The sequence below is a fragment of the Flavobacterium piscis genome, assembly GCF_001686925.1.
Taxonomy (GTDB): Bacteria; Bacteroidota; Bacteroidia; order Flavobacteriales; family Flavobacteriaceae; genus Flavobacterium; species Flavobacterium piscis.
The window spans coordinates 1-17,172 of sequence record NZ_LVEN01000035.1 but is presented as its reverse complement, the minus strand read 5'-3'; the positions used below and the strand labels follow the sequence as shown (position 1 = coordinate 17,172).

12 protein-coding genes are annotated in these 17,172 nt (G+C 33.1%); 10 read left to right on the top strand and 2 right to left on the bottom strand.

Features of this window, described 5'->3' with window-relative positions; genetic code table 11:
• Window positions 1-103: 103 nt before the first annotated feature.
• The 5 genes from FLP_RS14935 to FLP_RS14915 all read left to right on the top strand — a co-directional run bounded on the left by FLP_RS14935 (window position 104) and on the right by FLP_RS14915 (window position 8,353).
• Window positions 104-4,591, top strand: coding sequence for a translocation/assembly module TamB domain-containing protein (locus tag FLP_RS14935; protein ID WP_243397563.1), 4,488 nt, complete (start codon window positions 104-106; stop codon window positions 4,589-4,591).
• A gap of 311 nt (window positions 4,592-4,902) precedes the next feature.
• Window positions 4,903-5,889, top strand: a complete 987-nt coding sequence (gene pfkA, locus FLP_RS14930; protein WP_065450329.1) for a 6-phosphofructokinase — start codon at window positions 4,903-4,905, stop codon at window positions 5,887-5,889.
• 88 nt (window positions 5,890-5,977) lie between these two features.
• Window positions 5,978-6,982, top strand: a complete 1,005-nt coding sequence (gap, locus tag FLP_RS14925; protein ID WP_065450328.1) for a type I glyceraldehyde-3-phosphate dehydrogenase — start codon at window positions 5,978-5,980, stop codon at window positions 6,980-6,982.
• Window positions 6,983-7,113: 131 nt separating this feature from the next.
• On the top strand, window positions 7,114-7,965 hold the full coding sequence (locus FLP_RS14920) for an N-acetylglucosamine kinase (RefSeq protein ID WP_065450327.1): 852 nt from the start codon (window positions 7,114-7,116) through the stop codon (window positions 7,963-7,965).
• Window positions 7,966-7,978: 13 nt separating this feature from the next.
• Entirely contained in the window at window positions 7,979-8,353 is a 375-nt protein-coding gene (locus FLP_RS14915) for a methylglyoxal synthase (RefSeq protein WP_065450326.1), read from the top strand.
• 119 nt (window positions 8,354-8,472) lie between these two features.
• Here FLP_RS14915 and FLP_RS14910 read toward each other — a convergent pair whose 3' ends face one another.
• Both FLP_RS14910 and FLP_RS14905 read right to left on the bottom strand, forming a co-directional pair.
• A complete protein-coding gene (locus tag FLP_RS14910) occupies window positions 8,473-8,853 on the bottom strand; it encodes a RidA family protein (RefSeq protein WP_065450325.1) in 381 nt (126 codons plus the stop codon).
• 111 nt (window positions 8,854-8,964) lie between these two features.
• Window positions 8,965-11,688 (bottom strand): putative LPS assembly protein LptD, encoded by a 2,724-nt coding sequence (locus FLP_RS14905; protein ID WP_065450646.1) that lies wholly within the window; start codon window positions 11,686-11,688, stop codon window positions 8,965-8,967.
• Between the two features lie 82 nt (window positions 11,689-11,770).
• Here FLP_RS14905 and FLP_RS14900 point away from each other — a divergent pair, with 82 nt between their 5' ends.
• The 5 genes from FLP_RS14900 to FLP_RS14880 all read left to right on the top strand — a co-directional run bounded on the left by FLP_RS14900 (window position 11,771) and on the right by FLP_RS14880 (window position 16,754).
• Window positions 11,771-12,895, top strand: a complete 1,125-nt coding sequence (locus tag FLP_RS14900) for an N-acetylmuramoyl-L-alanine amidase family protein (protein ID WP_065450645.1) — start codon at window positions 11,771-11,773, stop codon at window positions 12,893-12,895.
• Between the two features lie 50 nt (window positions 12,896-12,945).
• On the top strand, window positions 12,946-13,911 hold the full coding sequence (locus tag FLP_RS14895; RefSeq protein ID WP_065450324.1) for an MlaD family protein: 966 nt from the start codon (window positions 12,946-12,948) through the stop codon (window positions 13,909-13,911).
• Between the two features lie 7 nt (window positions 13,912-13,918).
• Window positions 13,919-15,256 carry a 4Fe-4S dicluster domain-containing protein gene (locus tag FLP_RS14890; RefSeq protein ID WP_065450323.1) on the top strand — a complete coding sequence of 446 codons (1,338 nt, stop codon included), beginning with the start codon at window positions 13,919-13,921 and terminating at the stop codon, window positions 15,254-15,256.
• A 139-nt stretch (window positions 15,257-15,395) separates the two neighbouring features.
• Window positions 15,396-16,187, top strand: a complete 792-nt coding sequence (locus FLP_RS14885; RefSeq protein ID WP_065450322.1) for a (Fe-S)-binding protein — start codon at window positions 15,396-15,398, stop codon at window positions 16,185-16,187.
• A gap of 84 nt (window positions 16,188-16,271) precedes the next feature.
• Window positions 16,272-16,754 (top strand): ABC transporter ATPase, encoded by a 483-nt coding sequence (locus tag FLP_RS14880; RefSeq protein WP_065450321.1) that lies wholly within the window; start codon window positions 16,272-16,274, stop codon window positions 16,752-16,754.
• Window positions 16,755-17,172 lie beyond the last annotated feature (418 nt).

Here is a 17,172-nt window from a genome sequence, read left to right as displayed (position 1 = left end):
CTTTGTCTGTTCAAAATAAATTTAAAAGAAAACTAAAATAAAAGCAGTTATCAAAAAAGTAAAGAAAATAATATCACGAACCCTAATTGGGTTAATTTTACTTTTGTTAGTACTTGCTATCACCTTGGCTTTACCTATCGTTCAGACAAAAATTGCCAGATACATTACAGAATCTTTAAACGCTGATTTTAAAACTAAAATTAGTGTAGAGAAAGTTGCAATCAATATTTTTGGAGGAGTAAAACTTAAGAAGGTTTTAATTCTGGACCATCACAACAAAACTTTAATTTACTCTGATATCATTACAACTGATATTTTAAGTATTAAAAGAACGCTGGATGGTGATTTGATTTTTGGTGATCTTCGTTTAACAGGATTGATTTTTAATCTGAAAACCTATAAAAACGAGAACGAAAACAATATAAATAAGTTTATTAAATTGTTTGAAACTAGTCCGGAAAGAGCCAAATCAAGTAAACACTTTTTGCTGACAGCCAGAAATGCCTACATCTCAAAAGGTGCTTTTTCTGTTGTTGATGAAAATAAAACCACACCTGTATTTCTTGACTTTAAAAAACTAAACGCTTATATCAGTGATTTTAAATTATACGGTCCGGATGTAAACACGACCATTCATCGTTTTTCTTTTTTAGATCATCGCGGCTTATATGTGTCCAACTTTGCAGGTAAATTCAGTTATACCAAAAAACAGATTAAAGTTGAAAACCTTGCTATAAAAACCAAAAGAACCTCGATTTACGGAAAAGCGATCTTAAATTATAACGTAGGAGATTTTCTTCAATTTACAGATAAAGTAAAATTTGATGTTGCATTAGATTCGGCTTCGATTGCTTCAAACGATATTCGTTATTTTTTCGACGGATTGGGTAAAAATCAGCATTTTAAAATAAAAACCAAGATCAAAGGAACCTTAAATGATCTTAATTTAAGACATCTTAATCTAAGTGATACCAATGGTTCTAAAATTAACGGAACCATAAATTTTAAAAACCTTTTGGGTACCAAAACTCAAAAGTTTGCCATGGATGGTAAATTCGACAAGCTGGTTTCCAGTTATGATAATTTAGTGGTGATACTGCCAGGTATTTTGGGTAAAAAACTTCCTAAAGAACTTAAAAGATTGGGGAAATTTAATATTGTTGGTAAAGCAAAAGTTTCAACCACGGCATTAGAAGCCAACTTTAAAATGGTTACAGATCTGGGGAATGGTCAGGCAGATTTGCATATGAATAATATCGATTTTATTGATAGAGCATCTTATTCCGGAAATATTATTTTGGATAATTTTAATGTAGGTGCTTTATTGAATAGAAAAGATATTGGCAAAACAACTTTAAATTTAGATATTGACGGTAAGGGTTTTACAGAGAAATATCTTAATACGATTATAAAAGGAGATATTGCCAAATTAGACTATAATAAGTATACCTATAATAATATCGTAGTAAACGGTAATTTTAAATTGCCTTATTATAAAGGGCAGCTTTCTGTAAATGATCCAAATTTAAGTTTAACTTTTGATGGATTAGTAGATTTAAGTAAACGCGAAAGTAAGTATGATTTTCATATTAATGTAGAGAATGCTGATCTTCGAAAACTGAAAATCTTAAACGATTCTATTTCTCATTTCCGCGGAGATGCAGTAGTTGAAGTTACCGGAAATTCTATAGAAAACCTTCAGGGAACCGTTTTAATTAGAGATGCTGTTTACCAAAATCCTAAAGCTACTTACACCTTTGATGAAGTAACGGTAAGTTCGAATTTCGACGCTGATAAACTGCGTACCATAACCATTAGCTCAGATGATGTAGTAAAAGGGGAGATAGTAGGTAAATTTCAGTTTGGGCAATTAGATAAGCTGGTTATGAATTCGGTTGGTAGCTTATATACCAATTATAAACCTTATAAAGTAAAAAAAGGCCAGTTTTTGCGTTTTAACTTTCATGTTTATGATAAAGTAGTCGAAATGTTATATCCTGAAATTAATATAGACTCAAGTACAGTAGTGCGTGGGAAAATAGATTCGGATTTACAGGAATTTAAATTTAGGTTTAAATCTCAGAAAATTACTGCGGCAAAAAATACATTCGACAACATTCGTATTAGCATTGATAATAAAAACACACTGTACAATGCCTATGTCGAGTTAGATAGTATAAAAACGCCTTACTATAAAATACGTGATTTTAATTTAATTAATGTTACTGCAAAAGATACGCTGTTTGTTCGATCGGAGTTTAAGGGAGGATCAAAAGGAGAAGATTATTTTAATCTCGATTTGTACCACACTATAGATAAGAACAAAAATAATATCGTTGGGATTAAGAAATCCGAGATGAAGTTTAAAGACTATATATGGTATTTAAACGAAGATGATGGTGAGGATAACCAGATTGTATTTGATCAGTTCTTTAAAAATTTCACTATTGATAATATCATTTTATCCCATGAAAATCAGAAAATTGATTTGAATGGTGTAATCAAAGGAAACGATTACAAAGATCTCGTCCTTAATTTTGAAGATGTTGATATTAATAAAATTACGCCATTAACTTCCAAATTTGTATTTAATGGTAATTTGAATGGTAACATCAATTATAAACAGAATAAGAATGTGTATCAGCCCACGGCAGCCATTTCGATAGATCATCTTAATTTGAATAAAGTAGATTTAGGAACCTTAAAATTCGATATTTCCGGAGATGAAAGTTTCAAAAAGTTTACCATAAATTCATCCATTCAAAATGGATTTACAGAATCGTTTAGAGCCAACGGAACTTTCGCAATCGAAAATAAGGAGACTTTTTTAGATTTAAATTTAAAACTCGAAGGATTTAATCTGGCTACTTTAGGTACAGTGGGAGGAGATGTTTTATCAAATGTAAGAGGATCGGTTTCCGGAAATGCTGCAGTTGTAGGTAATCTTAAAAAACCCGAAATAAACGGAAGGCTCTACGTAGAAAAAGCGGGAATGACAGTTCCGTATCTTAATACCGATTACGAATTGAGCGACCGAACAGTTATCGATTTAACAGATGAAAAATTCTTATTCAGAAACAATCAGTTAACAGATACCAAATACGGAACCAAAGGATTGCTGAACGGAAGTATCGAACATCATAATTTTGGTGACTGGAAGCTTGATCTTACCATAACCTCAAAACGATTACTGGCATTAGATACAAAAGATAGTGAAGATGCGGCTTATTTTGGTACAGCTTTTATAAACGGTACAGCAAGTATCAAAGGTCCAACAGAAAATCTATTTATAAAAGTAGATGCTAAGTCTGAGAAAGGAACTGAAGTTAAGATTCCTATAAACAACGCACAAAGTGTTGGGGAAAGCAGCTGGATACATTTTGTAACGCCAAAAGAAAAATACAACTTAGCCAATGGTATTGTCGAAAAAACAAGAAATTACAATGGTCTTGAGTTAGAATTTGATTTTGATATTACGCCTGATGCCGAGGTTGAAGTAATTCTGGACAGGAATTCCGGTCACGGTATGAAAGGAAAAGGATACGGATCGTTGTTGTTTAAAATCAATACACTGGGTAAATTTAATATGTGGGGAGATTTCCAGGCCTATGAAGGAACTTATAATTTTAAATACGGAGGTTTAATAGATAAAAAATTTGCTGTTAAAAAAGGAGGCTCTATTATTTGGGAAGGAAACCCTATGAAGGCGCAATTGAATCTTGAAGCCGTTTATAAAACATCTGCAAATCCGGCTGTTTTATTAGATAATTCATCTTTCAATAAAAAAGTGCCGGTAGAGGTTGTAATTGGTTTAAGGGGAGATTTAACAAGTCCGGAACCTAATTTTGATATTCAGTTTCCTTCTGTGAGTAATGTTTTGAAATCAGAGATACAATATAAGTTAGATGATAAAGACGTTCGTCAGACGCAGGCTTTGTATTTGCTTTCGACAGGATCATTTATGAGTCCGGACGGATTCAATCAAAGCGATTTGTCAGGAACCTTTGCAGAAACTGCTGCTAGTTTATTAGGCGGGATTATTAAATCAGACAACGATAAGATCAATATCGATTTGAATTTTATATCGGCAGATAAACGAATAGGTCAGGAAGCCGATGGTCAATTTGTGGCGAATATAACATCGCAGGTAAACGAAAGAATAACCATAAACGGAAAATTAGGAGTACCTATAGGCGGTGTAAACGAGTCCGCAATTGTGGGAGATATTGAAATGTTATACCGTGTGAACGAAGACGGATCGATGAATCTTCGTTTGTTCAATAAAGAAAACGATATCAATTATATAGGACAGGGAATTGGTTATACGCAAGGAGTCGGTATTTCGTATGAAGTAGATTTTGATACTTTTAGCGAACTGGTCAATAAATTATTTAAGAATCATAAATTAGAAAGAGCCATCAAAAGCTCTTCAGATGATCTGCAGGATTCATATCTAAACCCTGATTTTGTAAAATTCTCCAATAAAAAAGATGCAGAAAAAGACAAAAAGAAGTCTGATAAAAAAGAAGAAAAGAATGAAACACAGCCAAAAAACAATAGCGAAGGTTTAATTCCTGATAATGACTTTTAGCCCATTGTGTTAAAAATAATCTTAAAAGAAACCATTCGCTTCGCCGAATGGTTTTTTTTGTGCTAAATTAGGGGCTGATTTATTTTCTTACAATATCAAAAAGTGCCGAATTTTTATAACACTTCATTTATGTATTGTTAATTTTAAAGATTTAATTAAAATAGGTACGTTTTATTATTTTAAATGAAATTTTTACTATCGAAAAACTTATTAACGAAAACGTTTGAATTTAACAAATTTTATTAATTAATGATAAACATCACCTGAAAAGTGCTGAATGTTTGCTAATTTTACACTTTAATACTTAAATAATGCCAAAAACAATAAAAAAAGTTGGTGTTCTTACTTCGGGAGGAGACTCACCAGGAATGAATGCTGCAATACGATCAGTTGTTCGAACATGTGCTTACCATAATATAGAATGCATAGGAATTTATAGAGGGTATCAGGGAATGATCGAAGGAGATTTCAAAGAAATGGGACCTCGTAGCGTAAATAATATTGTAAACAAAGGCGGAACGATCCTGAAATCAGCTCGTTCAGTTGAGTTTAGAACACCGGAAGGTAGAAAAAAAGCTCACGATAATCTTGTGAAAGCCGGAGTAGATGCTTTGGTTGTAATAGGAGGTGACGGAAGTTTTACCGGAGGATTAATTTTCAATTCAGAATATGGTTTTCCTGTAATGGGAATTCCGGGTACAATTGATAATGATATTTTTGGTACAAGTCATACCTTGGGTTATGACACCGCTTTGAATACTGTTGTAGATTGTATTGATAAAATTAGAGATACAGCAAGTTCGCATAACCGTCTGTTTTTTGTAGAGGTTATGGGTAGAGATGCAGGTCACATTGCTCTTAATGCCGGAATTGGCGCTGGTGCCGAAGAAATTCTTATTCCTGAAGAAGATTTAGGTTTAGACAGATTATTAGACTCTCTTCAAAAAAGTAAAGCTTCAGGAAAATCATCAAGTATTGTAGTTATTGCTGAAGGAGATAAAATTGGTAAAAACGTATTCGAATTAAAAGATTACGTTGAAGCTAATTTACCTGAATATGATGTTAGAGTATCTGTTTTAGGACATATGCAGCGTGGTGGTTCTCCATCTTGTTTCGACCGTGTTCTTGCAAGCCGATTAGGTGTAAAAGCAGTAGAATCTTTAATCGAAGGAAAATCAAATTACATGGTAGGTCTGCAGGCAGATAAAGTTGCCCTGACACCTCTTGAACAAGCAATTAAAGGTAAATCTGAAATTGATAGAGAATTGTTGAGAGTATCTGATATCATGTCAACATAAAAAAAAAGTTTAAAAAGGAAAGAAGTTTATTGTGAGGAAATTAGACTTTAAAGTAGTGTAATAAAAACAAAAGCAAAAATTAAGTAAAATGTCAAAAGTAAAATTAGGAATAAACGGATTCGGACGTATCGGAAGAATCGTTTTTAGAGAAACTTTCAATAGAGATAATGTAGAAGTTGTAGCAATCAACGATTTATTAGATGTTGATCACTTAGCTTATTTATTAAAATATGATTCAGTTCACGGTCGTTTCAACGGAACTGTAGAAGTAAAAGAAGGAAAACTTTACGTAAACGGAAGAAATATCCGTATTACTGCAGAAAGAAATCCTGCTGACTTAAAATGGAATGAAGTTGATGTTGACGTAGTGGCTGAATGTACTGGTATCTTCACTACTATCGAAACTGCAAATGAGCACATTAAAGGTGGTGCTAAAAAAGTAATTATTTCTGCTCCTTCTGCAGATGCTCCAATGTTTGTAATGGGAGTAAATCACGAGTCTGCAAAAGCTACTGACTTAGTAGTTTCTAATGCATCTTGTACTACAAACTGTTTAGCTCCTTTAGCTAAAGTAATTCATGATAATTTCGAAATTGTTGAAGGTTTAATGACAACTGTTCACGCAACAACTTCAACTCAAATGACTGCTGATGGTCCTTCAAGAAAAGACTGGAGAGGTGGACGTGCTGCTAGCATCAACATCATCCCATCTTCTACAGGAGCTGCTAAAGCGGTTGGAAAAGTAATTCCTGCTTTGAATGGAAAATTAACTGGAATGTCTTTCCGTGTTCCTACTGCTGACGTTTCTGTAGTAGATTTAACTGTAAAAGTAGCTAAAGAAACTTCTTACGAAGAAATTATGGCTGTTTTAAAGAAAGCTTCTGAAAATGAATTAAAAGGTATCTTAGGATATACTGAAGATGCAGTTGTTTCTCAGGATTTTATTTCTGATAAAAGAACTTCAATCGTTGATGCTACTGCTGGAATTGGTTTAAATTCAACTTTCTTCAAATTAGTATCTTGGTATGATAATGAGTACGGATACTCAAGCAAATTAATTGATTTATCTGTGCATATTGCAGGTTTAAAATAATATTATATATTTTTGTAAAATCCCGTTATTTCAAAGTAACGGGATTTTTCTTATTTTGTTACTTCTTTAATTAATGTAAAAAACACACTTTTTATTTAGCTAAAGAAAAACTAATCCAAAAACTAAATAAAATGAAATTAATAGTTGATAGTGGATCTACGAAAGCCGATTGGATTGCAATTGATGATAATGGAAAAGTATTATTCACCACACAAACATTAGGATTAAATCCTGAAATTCTTGAAGGTCATGAAATTATCGAAAGGTTAAATGACCGTTTTGATATCTTACAAAATAAAAAAAATGCAACACATTTGTTCTTTTACGGAGCAGGATGTGGAACTGACAGAATGAAAACAGAGCTTTCGCAAATATTTCAGGAATATTTTGTTAATGCTATTGTAGAAGTTCATGAAGATACATATGCAGCAGTTTATGCAACTACTCCAAAAGGAGAAGAAGCTATTGTGAGTATCTTAGGAACAGGTTCTAACTGCAGTTATTTTGATGGAAAAGTATTGCATCAAAAAGTACAATCATTAGGATATATTGCCATGGATGATTGTAGCGGAAATGTTTTCGGAAAAGAATTAATCAGAAAATATTATTTCAATAAAATGCCTAAAGAACTGGCAGTAGAATTTGAAAAAGAATATGATTTAGATCCTGATTTTATCAAAAACAAATTATACAAAGAACCAAATCCAAATGCTTATTTAGCGACTTTTGCTAAGTTTTTGATCAAGCATAAAGACACTGAGTTTTGCAGAAAAATTATTTTCAAGGGAATGAAATCTTTTGTAAAAAATTACATCAAACAATTTGATAATTGTAAAGAAGTTCCGGTTCATTTTGTAGGTTCTATTGCTTTTTATCTAAAAGACGAACTACAGGAAACTTTTGATAAATACGAGCTTCAATTAGGTAATGTTTTAAGAAGACCTATTGATGGATTGATAGCTTATCATGTTGCTAATCAATAATTAAAAGGTAAGTATGGAAATTGCTATAATAGCTCACGATGGTAAGAAAGCAGATATGGTTCAGTTTTTAAATAAAAACAAAACACTTCTTCTTCAGGAAAATATTAAACTGATCGCTACAGGAACTACCGGAAGCAAGGCAGTAAATGCCGGTTTTAAGGTAAAAAGAATGCTTTCAGGACCAATGGGAGGCGATGCGCAAATTGCTGCTCGCGTAGCCGAAGGTAAAACGCAAATGGTTTTCTTTTTCAAAGATCCTCTGGCGAGCCATGCTCATGAAGTTGATATTAATATGCTTATTCGTGTTTGTGATGTGCATAATGTACCTTTGGCAACAAATGAAGCTTCTGCTCAGTTGTTATTAAATGCTATAGCGTTGCAATTATAGAATTTTACATCATTCAATATATACCAAAAAACCGTTTCATCACTGAAACGGTTTTTTTATTTGCTTGTAATTAATATTACTATAATTCTAGTTGTTGTTTGTTCTTGTTTTTTTAATTGCTATTGTACAGCAATTATCGAAATCTCTACGTTTACATTTTTTGGAAGGCATGCTACCTGAACTGTTTCACGCGCAGGTGCTGTTTTTTTATCAAAATAAGAACCGTAAATGGCGTTTATAGCCGCAAAATTGTTCATATCCATGATGAAAATTGTGGCTTTAACAACGTTTTCAAAAGTCATGTTTGCAGCTTCAAGAATGGCAGCAATATTATTCATTACTTGTGTGGTTTCGTCATTTATATTTTCTGTAACAAGTTCTCCAGAAGCTGGATTTATGGCAATCTGGCCAGATGCATAAAGTGTATTTCCTGATAATACGGCCTGGTTGTAAGGCCCAATTGGTGCAGGTGCTTTGTCTGTAAAGATGATTTTTTTCATGATAATAGTTTTTTAAATACTAAATAGGATAATTAGAGATAATGAAATTAAGATTAAATCTTTAAAGATTCCATTCATTATCACTAAAAGTTACTTTAAATAAAGGATTGCTTATCGATTAGAAGTGCTTCGTTTGTTCCATTTAATGTCACTAAGCATTCCTGATTTGATTCCGATAAAGAAGTTCCAGTTGGAGTTTACACCCAATGGACTCCAGTTAAATGCCATTCTCCAGCTTAATAAATCTCTTTCAAAACGGAATTGCGTAAAAGTAACTCCCTTTTGCACAAAATCGTAACCTGTAGAAACTCCACCTTTCCATTTTGGAGTAATATCCATATTAGCAGAAACCATGATAGAGTTTCCTGTAATTTTATTTTCCCGATTTACATTTGAATAGGTCAGGGAATAAGCCATCGTCATATCCCATGGTATTTTTGCTTTAAAGAATTCTGTGATTACATCGTCTTCGTCATCTTTTTCATTAGCAAACTGGCTGTTTCGGCTGTCATTCAAATCCGTATTTGTGCCAAATAAATCATCTTTACGTCCTCCGTTCCGTTCACTTTGTGTATTGTCTTTTTCCTTTCCGGTTCCTTTATTAGAAAACGAATAGTTTAAAGTTACGTTGGCACTGGTCATTCTAAATAAACTCCCGCCATTATCAATATTATAAGTGTTAATTCTGGCTCCGCCATTATCGATCGCGTAAGGATCTAATGTAGCACCAAAATTCACATTCATTTTATTGTCAAAAAGTTGGGTTCCTCCGCTTACAAGAACTGGTTGCCATGCTAAACTTTCTTTTCCGTCTGCATCAAAATTATAACTCGTGCTGAAGTTTAAATTGTTTAACAGCATGATTTTCTTAGGTTCTGTTTTTGTGCTGTCCCTGTCTCTTACTTTAGCTTCAAAAGTATTGCTTAAAGCAAAGGATACAATATTCGAATTACTTTTACCCGGTGCTCCAAAAATTCCACCATCAAATCTGGAATAAGTGGAAATTCTACCAGTAGCATCAACAGTATAATTATTGTAATACTGGTCAAAACTTGGTGTATACGAGTAAGTAACCGTTGGACGCATTACGTGACGAATGGATTGAATTCTTTTGTCGCTTCCAAAATTAAACGTACCATAAATTGTAGTTCCTAAATTGGTACTGAAATTATAAGTTCTAAAAGCATCAAAACCATTAACTGTTGTATTGACCACCTGACCTTTATCCGGATCATAATCTTTATCAATAGTTTTTGTAACCCATGTTTCCTGATAATTGGTAGAGGCTCCTGCGCTAAAATATTTAAATATTTTAAAATTGGTACTAATTGGAATGCTATGCTGCATACCTATTTGAGCATCTCTAAACATTTGTGGTTTAAAAAATAATGAATCTGTAGTGGTAATGTTGTTTTTACCACTCAGGTTATATTGCAAGTTGATGTTCTTGATAAAACCTTTTTTAACTCCGTCTTTTCCAACAAACGGATACACACGATCAACACTGGCTTGCAAGGTTGGTAATGTCATCTGTATTTGCTCCGTTTGTGTATTTTGCGAATGCGTTGCTGTTAACGAAAAACGTGCCTGTGGTATTGTGTTAAATGTTTTGTTGTAAGAAATCGATGAATTTAAGGTGTTGTTTAAATTCGAACCTACGTTGGCCTGGTTAATAGATCGCTTAAAATATTTACTACTACCCATATTTACTGAAGCAGAAAAACTTGAATTGGGATTTGATTTTGTGTCTTTTGAGTGAGACCACTGAATATTGTAAATGTTTTCTTTACTGTAGTCAGGGTAACCTCGCTCGCTATTGATCAAATTCTCGAAACGAACATTTATGTTTCCTCTATACTTGTATCTTGTTGCGTACGCTGATTCAAATCGCATGGCATAACTACCATTGGTGTAATAATCAGCTAATGCCGTTAAGTCATAATTATCGCTTAAAGCAAAATAATAACCCATGTTTTGTAATGAGAAACCTCTGGTGTTTGAATCGTTATAACTTGGTACAATAATACCCGAAACACTTTTTTCCTTAGTCATCGGAAAAAAAGCAAAAGGCAGAATTAACGGAGTTGGTACATCTGCAATTACCATTTGAGTGGTACCTACGACAACCTTTTTGTTTGGAACGAATTTTACTTTGTTCGTTCTGAAATAATATTCAGGATCATCAATGTCTTTTGCAGTGGTAAAACGGGCACCTTTTAAAAAGTAAACAGAATCGTTTTCTTTTTTTGTAATAGCCGCTTTAATTTTAAATTCTCCCTGTTCAGTCCTTGAATTATAAATTAACGCCTTTTTTGTTTTAAAATTAAATCGGATAGAATCAGGCTGAACTTCGCTTGGTCCTTGTTTAAAATTAGGATATTGTATCAAAACACCTGCAGAATCTCTTATACGACCCGCATAAACTTCATCTTTTTCCAGATTTAAAACAATAATACCCGACTTTAATTCGACATCTTTATAATATAATTCGGCTTCATTATATAAAGTAAGCGTCTTCTTTTTCCTGTCGTACTTCGCATAATCTTTGGCTTTATACTTAGTAACGGCATCTAAAGCGCTCTTTTTGGTTTTAACAGTATCTAACTTTATGGTATCAACAACAGACACCGGAGTTAGATCTGTAACAGCAGTTTTGGCTTTATCTGTTTGTTTTACAGTTGGTAACGGCTTTTTTTTGTTTTTTATCTCTTGCGAATATAAATTACCACATCCTAAAGTTAGGAAAAATGATAATAAAACGATATTAAATAAGTTTGTATGCAAAGGTTTAAATGCTATTTTTGTAAAATTATGGCTTGTTTTTTGACATGTCAAACTTACATATAATTTTTTGTCAAAAATAATCAATTGTAAAAATTATAGCAGTTACGTTTTATTAAAATTAACTTTTAGATTTATGAACAGATTTAACAAAATTAAAGTAATATTTACTTTTTTTCTAACGATATTGTCTTTTTGTGCATACAGCCAGTCAAATGTTTTTAAGGTAACACTAGATGCTGGGCATGGAGATCATGACTTTGGAGCTGTTTATAGCGGACGGATCGAAAAAAATATTGCTTTGGCTATTGTTTTAAAAGTTGGTAAAATTTTAGAGAGCACACCCAATGTTAATGTAATTTACACTCGTAAAACAGATGTTTTTATTGATTTGGTCGAAAGAGCTAATATTGCAAACAGAGCCAATTCGAATATTTTTGTCTCAATTCACTGTAATGCCAATAAAAATACGGCTGCAGACGGAACAGAAACATATGTAATGGGTTTAAGTAAACTGGCATCGAATCTTGAGGCTGCGAAAAAAGAGAACTCGGTTATTACTTTAGAGAAAGATTATAAGCGTAAATATGAAGGTTACGACCCTAATTCTCCTGAATCAATGATTGGATTAACTTTAATGCAGGAAGAATATCAGGACAATAGTATTTCATTAGCCAGTAAAATTGAAGATAATTTTGAAAAATTGGGTAAAAAACTGAGACAAGGAGGAGTAAAGCAAGCGCCTTTTATGGTTCTTCATAAAGCCTATATGCCAAGAGTTTTAGTGGAAACCGGATTTATCTCTAATCCTACTGAAGGAAATATTTTAAATTCTGAAGAAGGGCAAAACGACATTGCAAAAGCTATTGCCGAGGCAATTTTAAGTTATAAAAGAGAATATTTTGGTTCAGGATCCAATGAATCAAACGATGCGCGACCAGTAAGAGATACTACTCCGGTAAAAGCAAAGGTGGTTGAAGCTCCTGCGGTTGCTAAGAATACTCCAAAAGGAACATTCTTTAAAGTACAGCTTATTGCCAGCATTAAAAAAACGCCATTGGAACCTAAAAATTTTAAAGGACTAAAAAATGTAACAATGATATACGAAAATAATATTTATAAATATTTTTACCAGGAAACTTCAGATTATGCAGCTGCTAAAAAATATTTAGAAGAAGCTAAGGATAAAGGATATGGAGCTTCTTTTTTAGTTGCAACCAAAGACGGAGAAAAGATCAGTATTCAAGACGCTATTAAATAATAGCCTTTAGTTCGAATATTTATATTAATTTTGTACAAACACTAAGAATTTTGAAACTAACAAGAGAAATTAAAACGGCTATTTTAGTCATCGCGTCAATTTTATTATTTATCTGGGGATACAGCTTTTTAAAAGGTAAAGACCTTTTTACAGATTACAAGACATTATATGTAGAATATAATAATGTTGAGGATTTGTCACCATCAGCACCCGTTACCATAAATGGACTTTCAATTGGGAAAGTAAGTAAAATTACAATAAATGAATTAACTGGAAAATTACTGGTTGAACTTCAGTTAAAAACAGATTTTCCAATCTCAAAAACAAGTAAAGCTGCTTTGTATTCACCAAGTTTAATTGGTGGAAAACAAATTAAGATTTTACCTAATCTGGCTGATAAAGATCCGGCAGAAGAAGGTCAATTGCTTTCTTCTACTGTAGAATTAGGTTTAACAGAATCTCTAGGAGGTAAAATAGAGCCAATTCAGCAAAAATTAGATTTAATGCTTTTAAATATCAATACTTTGGTTTCCGGACTAAATAATGTATTGGATAAAAAAGGACAGGAAGATCTAAAAAAATCATTAGCAGAATTGAGTCAGACTATGGAGCAATTTCATAGAGCATCAGGAACTTTGAATTCTATTTTAGATACTAATAAAGGTCAGATTAACGGAGTAGTGACAAACTTTAATAAGATGTCAAACAACTTCAATAAGATATCTGATTCTTTGAACAAAGCCGATTTAGGAAAAACAGTTAGAAACCTAAATCAGACTTTAGCTAAAGTAGACGGTATTATGAGTAATTTAAACTCAGGAAAAGGTACCGCAGGTAAATTATTAAATGATGATGCTTTGTATAATAATTTGGCTAAAACTTCAAAAGAATTAGAATTGTTATTGCAGGATGTTCGTTTGTACCCAACACGTTACGTAAACGTTTCTCTTTTTGGAAAGAAAAATAAACCTTACGTTGCGCCGACAGAAGACGCGAATACAACAGATAAAAAATAATTAAGGAATGGGATATTTAGATAATATTTTATTTGCTATACTTTTAATAGCTGGTTTTGGCTTTTTTGCATTAAGCGTAAAAAAGATTATCAGAAACATTAACCTTGGAGTTGATGTTGATCGTAAAGATAATCCTAAGGCTCGTTGGGCAAATATGGCGATGATTGCTTTAGGGCAGTCCAAAATGGTGAAACGACCTGTTTCCGGAGTATTGCATATTGTTGTTTATCTAGGTTTCGTTATTATAAATATCGAATTACTCGAAATCATCATTGATGGTTTATTTGGTACGCATAGAGTTTTTGCACCTTATTTAGGTGTTGTTTACGATTTTTTAATTGCCGCATTCGAAATATTAGCATTTTTAGTTCTGGTTGCAGTTATTATATTCTGGATCAGAAGAAATATAATTAGAGTAAAACGTTTTATAAATCCTGATTTAAACGGATTTCCAAAAAGTGATGCCAATTACATTTTGTATTTCGAGACTGTTTTAATGATTTTATTTTTATTAATGAATGCCTCGGATTTGCATTTGCAAAATGTTCCCGGAGGATTCTCTCATTTTCATAAAGCAGGAAGTTTTCCAATAAGTCAGTTTATTGCTCCAATGTTTAATGGCGTTTCAAACGAATTGGTTGCATTATTGTTTGAAGTTTTTTGGTGGTTGCATATCGCGGGTATTTTGGTTTTTATGAACTATTTGTACTTCTCTAAACATTTACATATTCTTTTGGCGTTCCCTAATACATATTTTGCAAACCTAAAACCGCAAGGTCAGTTTGATAATTTAGAATCGGTTACAAAAGAAGTAAAATTAATGATGGATCCCAATGCAGATCCGTTTGCAGCAGCTCCGGCAGATGAAAATGCAGCGCCAAGTAAATTTGGAGCAAGTGATGTTCAGGATTTAAACTGGGTTCAGCTATTGAATGCATATACTTGTACAGAATGTGGCCGTTGTACATCATCTTGTCCGGCGAATCAAACAGGTAAAAAATTGTCTCCTCGTAAAATTATGATGGATACAAGAGATCGTTTGCAGGAAGTAGGGAAAAATATTGATGCCAACAAAGGTGTTTTTGTTCCGGATAACAAGACATTATTAAACGATTATATTACTCCCGAAGAATTGTGGGCTTGTACCTCATGTAATGCTTGTGTAGAGGAATGTCCGGTAAATATTAGTCCGTTGTCTATTATTATGGATATGCGTCGCTATTTGGTGATGGAGCAAAGTGCTGCGCCAATGCCATTGAATGCTATGATGACTAACATTGAAAATAATGGTGCGCCATGGCAATACAGTCAGCAGGACAGGCTGAACTGGAAGAACGAAAATTAGAGTTAAAGTTTAGTTGGTTAATCGTTTATTCGCTTAACTGATAGCATGAAATAATTTTTCGGTTTTTGGTAAAGTTTTAATCTAATCGTTTATAATGATTAACAAACTTAACGAGCAGCCGATTAAACAATAAAAAGAGATGTCAGAAAGTTTAGTAGTGCCAACAATGGCTGAAATGCTAGCCCAGGGAATACAGCCAGAAGTTTTATTTTGGGTAGGTTGTGCGGGAAGTTTTGATGATAGAGCAAAAAAAATTACGAAGGCATTTGTACGAATCTTAAACCGTACTAATGTTTCTTTTGCGGTTCTGGGTACTGAAGAGAGCTGTACCGGAGATCCTGCAAAACGTGCCGGAAATGAATTTTTGTTTCAGATGCAGGCAATGATGAATATCGAGGTTTTGAATGCTTATGAAGCTAAAAAAATTGTTACCGCTTGTCCGCATTGTTTTAATACTTTAAAAAATGAATATCCTGAATTAGGTGGCCAATATGATGTAGTGCATCATACTGAGTTTTTAAAGTCGTTGATGGATGACGGAAGATTAACAGTGGAAGGCGGACAATTTAAAGGAAAAAAAATCACTTTTCATGACCCTTGTTATTTAGGAAGAGCCAATAAAATTTATGAAGCACCGAGGGATTTAATAGAAAAACTTGATGTAGAATTGCTCGAAATGAAACGTTCTAAGGCGAATGGTTTATGTTGCGGAGCTGGTGGAGCACAAATGTTTAAAGATGCTGAACCGGGAAATAAAGAAGTAAACGTATTGCGAACAGAAGATGCTCTGGAAGTAAAACCGGATATTATTGCAGCAGGTTGTCCGTTTTGCAATACAATGTTGACTGATGGTATTAAACATAAGGAGAAAGAAGGACAGGTTAAAGTAATGGATATTGCGGAGTTAATAGCAAATGCGCAAGATCTTTAATTTAAGGTTCTGAGTTGCTAAGATTCTAAGTTTTTTAACTTGAAACCTGAAACCTGAAACAAATTAAACTAAAGAAAAATTAAAATGTATATACCTTTTGAAGATTTACCTGGCGAATCCAAAATCTGGATTTACCAATCAAACAGAAAATTTTCTGAGGAAGAATTTTCTGAAATAGAAGCAGACCTGAAAACTTTCATTGAAGGTTGGGCTGCACACGGAACAAGTTTAGAAGCTTCATATCAATTAAAATACAACCGATTTATTATTTTGGCTGTAAATCAGGATGTACAAGCTGCGACTGGTTGTTCTATAGATAGTTCGGTGGAATTTATTCAGAGTTTAGAGAAAAAATATAATGTTGACTTGCTCGACAAAATGAACGTTACTTTTAAACTTGGGGAACATATTGCTCATAAACCGTTAATTGATTTCAAGAAAATGGTTAAGGATAAATCGGTTTCTGAAAACACGATTGTGTTTAATAATCTTGTAAACAATATAGAAGAATACAACGAATCATGGGAAGTTCCTGCTGCCGATAGCTGGCATAGCAGATTTTTCTAAGAGAGATTTATAATATTTTGAAAGGCATAAAACTTGGGTTTTGTGCCTTTTTTTGTTTTAACTGGCGATTTTCTATCGCAATCTTGTCATTCAGGGTGTTAATTTTTTTTACAAAAGCAATATAAATGACGTCATTGTTAGCGAAGTTGAAGAAGATACAAGAAATTCTATAATCTTTGCCATGAAACGCAGATGATACTGATTTGCTTTGCAAAGACGCGGATTTAAACGGATTTTATTTTAATTCTAAAAAACGTCATTGGTAGGAACGAGAAATCTCCGTTGCAAGATCGACAACGATTGACTTTTCTTTGCGAAGTTTCTTGTGTGGTCCTTCCTTCGTCAGGATGACAAGATTGTGGAAACTTTCGTTCTTGTGAAAAACAAAATCTCTAATCTAGGTACTATCTTAATTACC

Excerpts from the sequence above, each read along its gene's own strand:
- FLP_RS14890 (WP_065450323.1), top strand. The coding sequence starts at position 13,919 with ATGGGATATTTAGATAATATTTTATTTGCTATACTTTTAATAGCTGGT.
- FLP_RS14920 (WP_065450327.1), top strand. The coding sequence starts at position 7,114 with ATGAAATTAATAGTTGATAGTGGATCTACGAAAGCCGATTGGATTGCA.
- FLP_RS14910 (WP_065450325.1), bottom strand. The coding sequence starts at position 8,853 with ATGAAAAAAATCATCTTTACAGACAAAGCACCTGCACCAATTGGGCCT.
- FLP_RS14880 (WP_065450321.1), top strand. The coding sequence starts at position 16,272 with ATGTATATACCTTTTGAAGATTTACCTGGCGAATCCAAAATCTGGATT.
- pfkA (WP_065450329.1), top strand. The coding sequence starts at position 4,903 with ATGCCAAAAACAATAAAAAAAGTTGGTGTTCTTACTTCGGGAGGAGAC.
- FLP_RS14885 (WP_065450322.1), top strand. The coding sequence starts at position 15,396 with ATGTCAGAAAGTTTAGTAGTGCCAACAATGGCTGAAATGCTAGCCCAG.
- gap (WP_065450328.1), top strand. The coding sequence starts at position 5,978 with ATGTCAAAAGTAAAATTAGGAATAAACGGATTCGGACGTATCGGAAGA.
- FLP_RS14900 (WP_065450645.1), top strand. The coding sequence starts at position 11,771 with ATGAACAGATTTAACAAAATTAAAGTAATATTTACTTTTTTTCTAACG.
- FLP_RS14915 (WP_065450326.1), top strand. The coding sequence starts at position 7,979 with ATGGAAATTGCTATAATAGCTCACGATGGTAAGAAAGCAGATATGGTT.